The organism is Ruegeria sp. YTSC199 (genome assembly GCF_059609725.1).
This window is the reverse complement of the sequence record NZ_JBXWMF010000003.1, coordinates 98784-109628: the sequence shown is the minus strand read 5'-3', so window position 1 is coordinate 109628 and position 10845 is coordinate 98784. Positions and strand designations below refer to the sequence as shown.

General features: G+C 52.2%; 9 protein-coding genes and 2 pseudogenes. 3 read left to right on the top strand and 8 right to left on the bottom strand.

Features of this window, described 5'->3' with window-relative positions; genetic code table 11:
• Positions 1–135 precede the first annotated feature (135 nt).
• Together AC2FEE_RS03745 and AC2FEE_RS03740 are read left to right on the top strand one after the other, a co-directional pair.
• Positions 136–417: pseudogene (locus tag AC2FEE_RS03745) on the top strand (site-specific integrase); the annotation flags it as partial.
• Positions 418–520: 103 nt separating this feature from the next.
• Positions 521–937 carry a LysE family translocator gene (locus AC2FEE_RS03740; RefSeq protein WP_496863141.1) on the top strand — a complete coding sequence of 139 codons (417 nt, stop codon included), beginning with the start codon at positions 521–523 and terminating at the stop codon, positions 935–937.
• A gap of 77 nt (positions 938–1014) precedes the next feature.
• On the opposite strand, the gene AC2FEE_RS03735 is transcribed toward AC2FEE_RS03740, so the two are convergent.
• Positions 1015–1263 carry a hypothetical protein gene (locus AC2FEE_RS03735; protein WP_496863140.1) on the bottom strand — a complete coding sequence of 83 codons (249 nt, stop codon included), beginning with the start codon at positions 1261–1263 and terminating at the stop codon, positions 1015–1017.
• A 154-nt stretch (positions 1264–1417) separates the two neighbouring features.
• Between AC2FEE_RS03735 and AC2FEE_RS03730 the strand changes: the two genes are divergently transcribed.
• A complete protein-coding gene (locus AC2FEE_RS03730; RefSeq protein WP_496863139.1) occupies positions 1418–3292 on the top strand; it encodes a TPR end-of-group domain-containing protein in 1875 nt (624 codons plus the stop codon).
• A 401-nt stretch (positions 3293–3693) separates the two neighbouring features.
• Here AC2FEE_RS03730 and AC2FEE_RS03725 read toward each other — a convergent pair whose 3' ends face one another.
• The 7 genes and pseudogenes from AC2FEE_RS03725 to AC2FEE_RS03695 all read right to left on the bottom strand — a co-directional run bounded on the left by AC2FEE_RS03725 (position 3694) and on the right by AC2FEE_RS03695 (position 10747).
• A complete protein-coding gene (locus AC2FEE_RS03725; protein WP_496863138.1) occupies positions 3694–4020 on the bottom strand; it encodes an ion channel in 327 nt (108 codons plus the stop codon).
• A 32-nt stretch (positions 4021–4052) separates the two neighbouring features.
• Positions 4053–5279 (bottom strand): HlyD family secretion protein, encoded by a 1227-nt coding sequence (locus tag AC2FEE_RS03720; RefSeq protein ID WP_496863136.1) that lies wholly within the window; start codon positions 5277–5279, stop codon positions 4053–4055.
• Entirely contained in the window at positions 5272–5610 is a 339-nt protein-coding gene (locus AC2FEE_RS03715; protein WP_496863135.1) for a hypothetical protein, read from the bottom strand. The genes AC2FEE_RS03720 and AC2FEE_RS03715 overlap by 8 nt, the downstream gene beginning before the upstream one ends.
• A gap of 374 nt (positions 5611–5984) precedes the next feature.
• Positions 5985–6329, bottom strand: a pseudogene (locus AC2FEE_RS03710) (GFA family protein); the annotation flags it as partial.
• Between the two features lie 335 nt (positions 6330–6664).
• Positions 6665–7510 (bottom strand): MBL fold metallo-hydrolase, encoded by an 846-nt coding sequence (locus AC2FEE_RS03705; RefSeq protein WP_496863133.1) that lies wholly within the window; start codon positions 7508–7510, stop codon positions 6665–6667.
• Between the two features lie 392 nt (positions 7511–7902).
• The gene (locus tag AC2FEE_RS03700) at positions 7903–8982 is read right to left on the bottom strand and encodes a Hint domain-containing protein (protein WP_496863131.1); all 1080 of its coding nucleotides are present in this window, start codon (positions 8980–8982) and stop codon (positions 7903–7905) included.
• Between the two features lie 661 nt (positions 8983–9643).
• Complete coding sequence (locus AC2FEE_RS03695) at positions 9644–10747, bottom strand: linear amide C-N hydrolase (RefSeq protein ID WP_496863130.1); 1104 nt, start codon at positions 10745–10747, stop codon at positions 9644–9646.
• Positions 10748–10845: the final 98 nt, after the last annotated feature.

Genomic DNA, 10845 nt, shown 5'->3' with positions numbered 1-10845 from the left:
GGGCGGGCATGGCGGATCGGAGGATCAATCACGGAAACACCAAACTTACCCGCCATTCGCGCGCTGCGCCCAGCTTGGAACAAGGGGCGCATCGTCGGCCAAAAACGACCTTTGTAGCCTAATCATGTTTGGGCCATACGCGTCCGGCTTGAACTTGCGGAGAACCATCGCGATCCTGCGCTGTTCAATATGGCAATAGACAGCAAACTGCGCGGTTGTGACTTGGTTAAGATGAAAGTCGTCGACTTCATAGCATCCGGTCAAATCAAGGAACGGGCCTCAGTGTTGCAGAGCAAGACACTGAAGCCGGTTCGGTTCGAGAAATTGGAAGGCAAACCGCGCTTCAATTGAGAAGCGGATGGAGGACGACACATGATCGGATCCGAGTATCTTTGGCCCGGGAGATTTCACGAGCGTCATCAGCATTGCCGGTTTTGCGGCTGCTTTTCTGATGCATGGCACCTTATCGGTTCTGGGCCTCTCTGTGCTGCTGACTCAGTCTGCATGAGTGTTCACAATCGTGAAAACTCTGGGTGCCATTTATCTGTGCTGGATTGGAATCAAGGTACTTCTGAAAGCACGGAGGTCGCGTGAGATCGCACTGCCAGCCACCCCGGCACCTGTAGAACGCCGGTTTTCACAAAATTTCTGGACAGGGTTTCTGACAAACGCGCTGGATCCAAAAGTGTCCGTGTTCTATCTGGCAGCCTTTCCCCAGTTCATTCCGGTCGCTGCCGGGTCAGTCCAATCTGCGTATGTACTCATCTTTCTGCATATTTTGATCGCGACGATTTGGTTCGGCTTGGTCGTAGTGTTCACCGCAAAAATCAGATGGGCAAGTGAGAATCCAAGTTTGCGTCGATGGCTTCACTACATAACAGGTGCGGCTTTCATCGGCTTTGGTCTGAAGCTTCTGACCTACCGGGCAAATACTTAGGCAATGAGCACGAACAAGGCTGTCAGTTGCAGCGCCTGGTTTTCAGTGGAACGCCGTTCGGAACCGTGATTCATGGTTCACATACTCCGCACGACACGCGTTCCATCACCAAGCCTGTTGTCTGCATTCTCTAAGGCATCATGCTTGTGCAAGTCGCTGCCCACGGGTTGCGGTGCTGCGGTCGCATCCCGTTTTCCGGACATCCGCTGCAGACGCGAAATACTGGCATTGGTGAGTGACTGCATCGCGGACATAATTTCCGTTCGCTGCAGTGCCGAACTCCAGCAGTCGCTGAACATCACTTTTGCAGAAAACTGATTATTCAACGCCAAATCAACCTGAGCAATTCACGAGTATTTCCAAGGCAGGGCATTGTATTAGACTGGGCTAAAAACGCGCCATCGACTTGATGGGACTGTGTTTGCTGGAAGATGGATATAAAAGGTCACGAATGGTAGTATTCCCCATAGGGAGTCACAAATGGAACGCAGGCTGGCGGCCATTCTTGCTGCTGATGTTGTCGGCTATAGCGGTCTGGTAAGCCAAAATGAAACGGCTACACTCCACGCGTTGAAAGACACGCTGGAAGCCCTCAGATCGCGTTTAGAGAAACACAACGGCCGGATCGTAAAAACTATGGGAGACGGGTTTCTCGCGGAATTCCAATCAGTTGTGAACTCGGTATCTTGTGCTGATGAATTGCAAAAGTACTGCGCTGACAGAAATCGCGAGACACAAAATGAACCAAAACTGGTTTTCCGCATGGGTATCCACATGGGCGATGTGGTTTCCGATGGAGAAGACATTCTTGGCGATGGGGTGAATACTGCGGCACGGCTTGAAAAGCTAGCTGGCCCGGGATGCGTCGCAATTTCAGGCCGGGTGCGAGACGAAATTTCAGGCCGTCTTGATCTCACTTTTAGGGACCTTGGGAAACAACAACTCAAGAACCTCCCGCGACCTGTGCGCGTGTACGAACTTGCCAGTGATCTTGATTACGTCGAACTGCCTAGAAATGCTCCTCAAACCAGTAAAAACTCGATCGCCGTTCTTCCTTTTGACAACATGTCGGATGATCCGGATCAGATTTATTTTTCAGACGGCATCTCTGAGGACATAATCACGGATTTATCCAAGATAAGGGAGTTATTCGTAATTGCTAGAAATTCGAGCTTTTCTTACAAAGGCAGGTCCGTGGACGTCCGACAGATCGCCCGAGAGCTCGACGTGCAATTCATTGTAGAAGGCAGTGTAAGAAAGGCAGGCAACCGGGCAAGGGTCACTGCGCAGTTGATCGATGCTCAGTCTGGCGGCCATGTCTGGGCCGACCGATACGACCGCGAGTTAACTGATATCTTTGCCGTCCAAGACGAAATCACCGAAAAAATTGTCAAAGCTCTTCAACTGGCATTGGCCGAAGATGGAATGGGAAGGTCGAACGGATCGCGCACATCCGACCTGCAGGCCTATGACCTGTACCTACAGGGACGACTAGCCTTCCATTCCCACGTACGGCGTAAGTTCGTTGAAGCGCGCAGCTTGTTTGAAAGAGCGATTGAGTGCGATCCCCAATTTGCTCAAGCTTATTGCGGTTTGGCCGATTGCAATTTGATGCTCTATTGCCAATACGACGGAGAAGAGGAACACCTGAACTCTGCAACGGTCGCTGCTGATCGAGCGTTAGAACTCGCCCCAAATTTGGCCGAGGCCTATGCTTCCAAAGGTTTGGCTCTGGCTCAGTCGAAAGATCAAAATGGGGCAAACACAGCTTTCCGCAAGGCTTCGGAGCTCGATTCCAACCTCTATCAAGCCCAATACTACTGGGCTCGCCACTGTTGGGAAAATTCGGACTTCGAGAAAGCGGCTCGGCATTTTGAACAGGCTTGGAAGATTTCTCCCAGAGACCCACAGGCTCCATTCTTACTGATGGCAGTTTACGGAAAGTTGGGACGCGAAGAAGATGTTCTAAAGGCTGCCCAGGCAACTTTGGAAACCGCAAGATGTAAACTGGAGGTAGAACCCGGCAATAGTAGAGCCTGTTTCCAATGCGCTCATGCCTTGGCACATATCGGGCGGTTTGACGATGCTGAAGAGATGATACGTAGAGCCATCGACTTGGACCCCGGGGACCGGATTGTAGTCTACAACGCGGCATGTATGTTTGCGACAATAGGCAGAGTCGATCAAGCCCTTGATACGCTTGAAAACATGCCGGGCCATCAATTGCAAATGCTCGATTGGATACGCCATGATGGGGATCTTGATAACTTACGTGATCACCCACGGTTTCAAAAATTTATGGCGGCGCTCGAGGCACAAGAAGATGCTAAGGGGCAAAACAGCCGCATTAATTAAGCGCCTTAGGTCCACTCTAGTGCTTCAACATCCAAAAGTACTCCTCCGCTTGGGAAAATTGGTGCGATTCTTATCAGGGCACCTAGCGTGGGAGGATTAGTTTCCCAAATGAACTCGCTCATGCAGTTTGGTAAATGCCGGCTCTGGGCTCGATGCTTTCGTTCAGCCAAATTTGTTGAATGTGGCCACTTTGCTGACATTCGCCGCGCCTGCAATCTGTTGAGCAAGGCAAGAGTTAAGGCCACACAAGCAGACATTCGCTGCTAGTGCAGCACTAGGACTTAGTGACGGCGGCAATGCACTGGAAGCGGACTTTTAAATCAAAGATGCAGTGTTTTGGAGCCTTGGACAGCAGCTATGCGGACAAATCGGTCATTCTCGTTTCTTTAAACCTACACAAATCAAAATTCGGCATTCATCGAGGTCTCGACTGAATGTACACCTATACCTACGACAATGCCCGCAAAGATAAGCCCAACAAATGCGTTGATAACCGCCAAAGCCCGGCTCGAGGGTTTCTCCGGCTTAAGGTCACCGTAGCCAACGGTAGTTGCGTTTATGAAGGCATGGTAAAGGCTCGGTCCGGTCGACCAGCCTTCGATCCGACCAATTGATACCCCCAGCATGCACACCAAAACCAACAAGAACACAAGTATCGGTGACAGGTAGATCAGGTCCCAAAGGAAAACCGATAGAAACGTGCAAATGTAGCTAGCGTCGCAACCCATAGCGAAACACTACCTCTCTGCCAGTTGGGGGCCTAATTGAATACCAATGTCTTGACAGGAAGCAGAATGGCCTGTGCACGCAAGACAATTGCATTCGCTATACCCATGCCATCCACAATCCTTGCGATGAAAGCAGACAGGCCCGTGATTTCACCGGCGTCGATTTCCTTTGCTCGGCTCGTATAAGCAACGCCAACGCACGCACTACCGGGCGGGATGCTATCAAGATGCTGTGGGAAAATAGGTGCTAGGAATGCTGTAATTGTACCGGGTCGCGCTCGATCCTGCTGATCCAGCAGCGCATCCCCCGGTCGGAACTGCCCTGCAGCAATCGCCTCTTGCACGTCGCCCACAACCATTGGGATTATGGTCAACGGTTTAGACGCACAGGTAATTTCCACCAGCATACCCGGCTTAAGCACACTTGCAGAAATCTGACCAAAAGCCGCGATAAAACGCCCTTGTCCCGTGACCTCAGGCACCAAAATCCCTGCAGGGCGTAGAATTGGATTAACGATATCACCCGGCTTTAGGAGGAACTGCGTAACCGTCCCATCCACCTCGGCAAACACGGTGGATTTCGATACCTCGTTCTCAGCCTCTCTCAGAACCGCTCGCGCAGTTTCAAGCTGTGCAGGAAGAAGAGTGGTTTGGCGCAATTTGGCACCATCCAGAGAGGCAACAGCGGCTGAGCGCTGACTTTCCGCACCGGATACTGCTGTTTGCAAGCGTTCCAGTTCCTGTTCACTAACAACGGTGTTGTTTCGCTCCGCTAGCTCCAGGCGTCGCTCCAAATCGCTCGTAGCCTGAGCAAGGTCAGCTTCTGTCGCCTCAACCCGAGCGGTGGCGCTCGAGACTTCCGTTGCGGTTAGACCCAAAGCCGCCTCAATCTCCTCGATACGACGCTGAGCCGTTTCCGCTGCTGCCTCCTGCCGCGTTGTGTCTAGTCGAAAAATAGCCTCGCCAGCTATAACGTCTTCATTATTGGCAACGTAGACTTCCGCGACCCGCCCCGCACGATCCGACAGAATGGTAACCGTGCGAAACGCGGCAGAAACATTCCTCGTAGAGGGGTGGAAATAGAAGATCACCGTGATCAATGTCACGGCCAGTATTGCGCAGGCGGTCAAACCCCACCGCAATTCATACCAGACATTGAACAGGGTTATTTCTTGGCCCCACCGCTTGCCTTGCTTGTAGCGGCGATACAGATAGTCCGGTACGATTGTGATCAGCGCAGAGAAGACTAACTCAAGCATCGTCGCTCTCCGAGACGTCTACTTCGGACTCGAGTGGAAAGATTTCATGCAACGGCACGGCAGCGATCAGAATTGCCGCGATCCAAAAGGCGTTGTTCAGGGTGAAGAGAGAGATCAACCCAAGCACGCCGACCAACTGCATTTGTACCTTATGAGCACCGGCGGCCATGCGGTCGGGAATGGCTTGCACGGTGAAGTAGAGTGCACCAAAACCCAACAGCACTATGACTAGAACCAATCCAACAACGATCAGAAAACCGTCTGTTTCCCCCGGAGGTGTTACCCAAAATGGGAGCCTCGCCATCGCCTCATCAGAAATAGAACTGTTCACCTGTCCCCCCGCATCCAAGTGATCACATTCGAATATAACTGATTGAAATCAAGAAAACCAACTTGTCTTGTGGCTTTGAAACTAGGGTGCAGATCATTTACCGGGAATATGTTCAGATTATTGTTGGGTCCGCTCTGGGGTCGTAGCTGCCGAATGCATCCGCAGCATTCAACTGGCACGGTAATGGCCACTCTGGGCTCTTTACCGCCATTGGATCGGTCGCAGCATGTTTGGCCAAGGATCATCGTAAGGGACGGCCCTGAGCTGCCGTTCACCCACGGTTCGCTATGCTGCGTTCGCCCCAAAATCTGATTTTAACTCTTCTCGGCTAGAAAGAAATTGGCCTGCTCAAACACCATTGTCACTGCCTCGACTTAGTTGTCAGTTTTCCAATCTGGCTGCGTCGCAAAAGAGACGACATCTTTGCCCAGATGATCCCAATGAGGTTTGTCACGCTCAAAGATGACAACCTCAACGTCTAGCCCACTGGCATCGTCAAATGTACCAAGCGACAGCGTTAGATGATCAGGTAGTCGCGTGTTTCTACCATTAATTGGACTGCCGCAATTCACACAGAATGCCTTTGAGACTTCCCAACCCGCGTCGGAAGAAGAACTGTATTCACTCAGCTTTCCGCTCACAGCAACCGCACTGGAACACAAACATTCACCCACCATATGACCTGTCCCAATCAAGCGACGACACTCTTCACAATGGCATTGAGCAACGACGACGAGCGGCTATCAACGCTGTATGTGACCGCGCCGCAAAGGCACTTGCCAGTGATATTTTTTCATACACAGGACGTTAGCGATGCGTTGGAGACGCGCAATCATAGTGTAGGAAGCGGTTGGCCAGATATGCTAGGTATTCAGTACAGCCGAACGGCGGGTTTGGTACAGCCTGCGGCAAATGAAGCATCACGCAGCATTGGCCATTCCGGGCTAACTGCCAACATCCTATGAGGTTTATCTAAACTTGCGGCGCGGCGCCTCAAGCTTCGTGATAGCTACCATCCGATAACAAATCAGCGCGCATCTCAATACAACCTTGACTACTCTTTCCAGCAAAACGAGCCCTTGTCCGCCTTCACCCGACCCAATGACGGCAAGGCGAAGTGGTTCCCCAGCACAAGGCACCCTGTCTCCGAGGCGCTTTCCAACAGTCTCCGGCGGGATGCCACGGCTTTCTCTGCATCGGAGTCGAACTTGAAATGCCACTCGGGGTGCCAGCACTGCGCGGTTGTATGGATCGCATCGCCGGTAATAAGGGCGCGCTGGTAACCGCTGGCAATTGCGACCGACACATGGCCGGGGGTATGGCCCGGCGTGGGAATCAGGGTGACATGATCGCCCAGCATGTGCCCTGTTTCCACCAGTTCCGCCTGCCCGGCTTCAATGACGGGCAGAACGCTTTCAACATAGAGGTCGCTGTTGTCCTCGCGCTGATACGCCTCGTCCGCCGCAGGCATCAGATAACGCGCATTCGGAAAAGTCGGAACCCAGCGCCCGTCCTCAAGCCGCGTGTTCCAGCCAACATGATCGGCGTGCAGATGAGTGCACAGAACATAGTCGATATCCCCCACATCCAGTCCTGCCGCCGTTAGGCCTGCGATAAACCGCTGACTTGATCGCTTGTGCCAATCCGGTCGCCGCGGCAGGGTTTTGTCATTGCCGACGCAGCTGTCGACCAGGATGTTATGCGCTGGCGTTTTTAACAGAAAACCCTGAATCGGCAGGATCAGCCGCCCGGACTGAGTACAAACACCGCCGGGCACATGCGCTTCGACAATGGCCCGGACATCTGGTCCGGCATTGGGAAACAACTGCTCTGTGGCCAGAAAAGGAGCATGGATTTCCAGAATACGCCAAACTTCAACGTCACCTATTTTGCACAGCATGGCCGATGTCCTTACTTTTGTGCTGAATGCCACAAACCTTTGAGTTAGTGTTTCGAGTTTCAGATTCCCAAAGGTTAGAGTATCGGCCGCTTTGGCACGAACACAAAGTAGTTATGAACAAACGGCGGCTGTTGCGTAGTTTGCGGACAGCGGATGCATAGCTGAGTCAAAGGACAACTCAGCCTAAAGAGACGTAGAGGGCGGCTCATACCTGCAGTTCAGCGGGCAACGCAAATGCTGCGGTGCGGCCCGTCAACCCGGACTTCGCCGCGAGCGCAAACCGAGACAACATACTGCATTTGAATCGCGCATCGATAGTGCTCTCAGAAAGGCATTGAGTAAGGGCTTTGCGGAACCTTGGAAGCAGATCTATCCTGCAAAAACCTCTGCTTCTAGTGCGCGTGGTGGCCGGACAGAAGCGATTTTTCATTCTTGATGTGACGTGCAATCAATTGCTTTTGCAGCTTCGCGGATGGGATTGGGAGTGCGGGTTTCGGGGCGCATTCTAATTCGGCAAGCTCAGGAAAGATGCTCAGGATTTCTGAACGTGCATCCGCACTGATAGCCTTGAGCACCTCCGGTCCGGTAAACAGGCTTTCCGACGGTGCGTCCTCGGCATAGATCACCTCGTGCTGATTAAAAAGAAGGTGAAAATACTCGACGCTCTCCACTTCCTGATCAACGAAAATACCGGGCAGTGCCGTTAAATTGACCGCGGGCACCAAAACCTCGGAAATCCTAAACATACGCTCGACAATCTTTGAAGACACCAACATCCGGTGCTGTCGAGACACCACAAGATCACGCCGGGGCAAGCCGTGACCCAAGGCTCCAGCACTGATACGAACCGGGCGCAACTTGGGGTTCGCAGCTAGTTCCGAGGCAGAAATTCTGCGACGAAACACGCGCAGCAGGGTAGCAAAACCGGGTCCCTCACCCGTGGGATCGAAAACTTCGACCTGATCGCCGGCTTTCAAATCATCAACCGCTTTTTGACCGTCTCTTAAGCGAACATTCGTTCCGCCGACGAAACAGGGAACAAAGTCGGAAACAGGCAGATTTACGATTGGACTAGCAAACGCTCCGTCACCCAACGCCGTAATCGTAAGTACTGTGTCGAGTGGTGGGACATCTCCTAAGAAGCCGATGAAGAACCCTTGTTCGGCTCCGCCGCCAAACGCATTGTTGCCGCTGGAATCATAGTCGAAAACGCCAATCGTATAGGTATTGGTGCCATCTGTGACTTCGTAATTATAGTCCCAAGCAATCGCATTCCCCAGATAGGTTTGCGTGGTGTCGTCGGGAACCTCATTGGTTACTCCATCTCCTTCGATGATGTTCGGGTCAACGCCATCAGTGATGGTGATCGTACTGTATGAGGAGATCTGAAATGTGGTACCAACACCGCCGAATTGGGCCTGAGCCGTGGTCAGCGTCGTATCCGTCCGAAATGCACCGAAGATATTTGCCATAACCCTTGTTCAGGCCAATCCACCGCCGCTATTACCTAAGCAGCTTGAACCCACCCGCCTGACCTCAATTTACCGTCTGCACATTTTTGCACGATGATAACTCTAATGTAACCGTTAGTCCAACGTTTGCGAATAACCCATTTTTTGCCTGCTCTCTATTCGCAATCAACATCCGTGCGTGTCCGTCGTTATCCAGCAGCTATGTTTTTCAGCCAGTCTGAAAACGCTGTGTTACCAAGAAGATCTGAGGCTCGTCAGATCAAGCCGAACTAAAACACTGAGGACGGGCAATCGCCGGAGACCTCTGCACCCGCCCCAACGATTTGACAACAAGCAGCAACGGGGCTTCGCACACCTTTTTCAAGCGCGCAAGGAAACGCGGCGCCTTTGAGAGCGAACAAAGCGGACCTTAGTACATAGCGCGGCATCGGTCATTCTGGGCTCGAAGTAGACATTCAAGTATCACAATAAGGAGTAGAACGTCTGCTCTGTGCGACAAAGCCGACGTCCAAACTAACGGAACGAATGGCCGCTTTCAGATCCAACATCTAATCGGCTGCATTTCCGTTCCGCCGGGCGGCTCAATTTCCAGGACTTATTCGCAGTCTTGGTCATCGAGCCAACCCCGGACGAAACTCCCTTGGCATCATAATGGGTACACTTAGGGTGCAAGCCATTTGAACGGTTCAGCGGGCGCGAATTCTTCGGACACGTCACCCGCCAGAATCGGATGTCCCTTTAACTCCAGTTTTTGAGGCTCGCTACCGTCTGTCAGGTCAAGCTTATTGATATCCACCCAAAACACATTGGGGCTAATGGCAGACTCAAAGTAGTATCTTCCACTCTCGTGATCTGCGACCGAGCGCCAAACTGTCGTTGCGAGATTTGGTGCATTTGGGTCAGTAATTCCGAGGGGAACCGAGACATTACGAATAATGGAAAACGCGGCTGCGGTTGCCATTCGGGGATCCTCGAACTCAGGCACCGTATCAAGGTAAAAATCTGCACGTGTAAATCGATCTGCCGCACGATTTGTGCCCGGCAACATAGACAAGCCCCCGACCTGATCCCAATAGGCCGTCAAAGCAAGTTGCTCATCATAAGTTGGCGAGTTTGTCATGACCCGGTATTCGTCACCGTGATGCACAATAAGTTCGCCACCGACGTATTCGAAGATCGCAGAATCCCCACTTTTGTCAGACAGCGAAAGATGTAAGCCAGCTTCGTGACCGTTGGGAAGGCGCGGTGCCACCATGTTGAATGGCTGTGCCGACAAGCCTTCAACCGCTTCTGCGACCGTCGCGTAGTTGTCGAGCGCATATTGGGCCCAGGCGCCGACGGACAGCGTTGGTCTGCCTTCTGCTTCACCGTAATCGGCTTCGGCCAAATAAAGCAGGTTTGCAACAAGCCCGGCTTCGTTCATGCCGTCTACGGTGCCGATGTCATAGCCCGACAAGGTGATCGATCCAAATTTGGAAACCCATACAATCGAACCTTCGCCCAAACCTCCGTCACGCTCCATGCCCTTGGGAAATGCCCAGAAATCTGATCCTACATCCTCGAACCAGTCCATACTTCTGGCCGTGATGAAACTGTCCGCTCCGGTTTTGTAGAGTAACCGAGTGCAAGCATCGGCAGATACTGTCATTGCTGATACAGCGCAGATGCCGCAGATCCCGGCCAATAATCTTCGAGCAGTATTTTTCATTTGGAAACTCCGTAATGTGTTTCGAAGGACGACATGTTGGAAGATCGGGTGCTTCAATTTTTAGAATGTCGCACGGAAACTGTCCAAAAGGTTCGCGACATGCTTTCAGGGCCTACAGTAATAACCTGATGCTGACAGTCTGCGTCGATAAACTG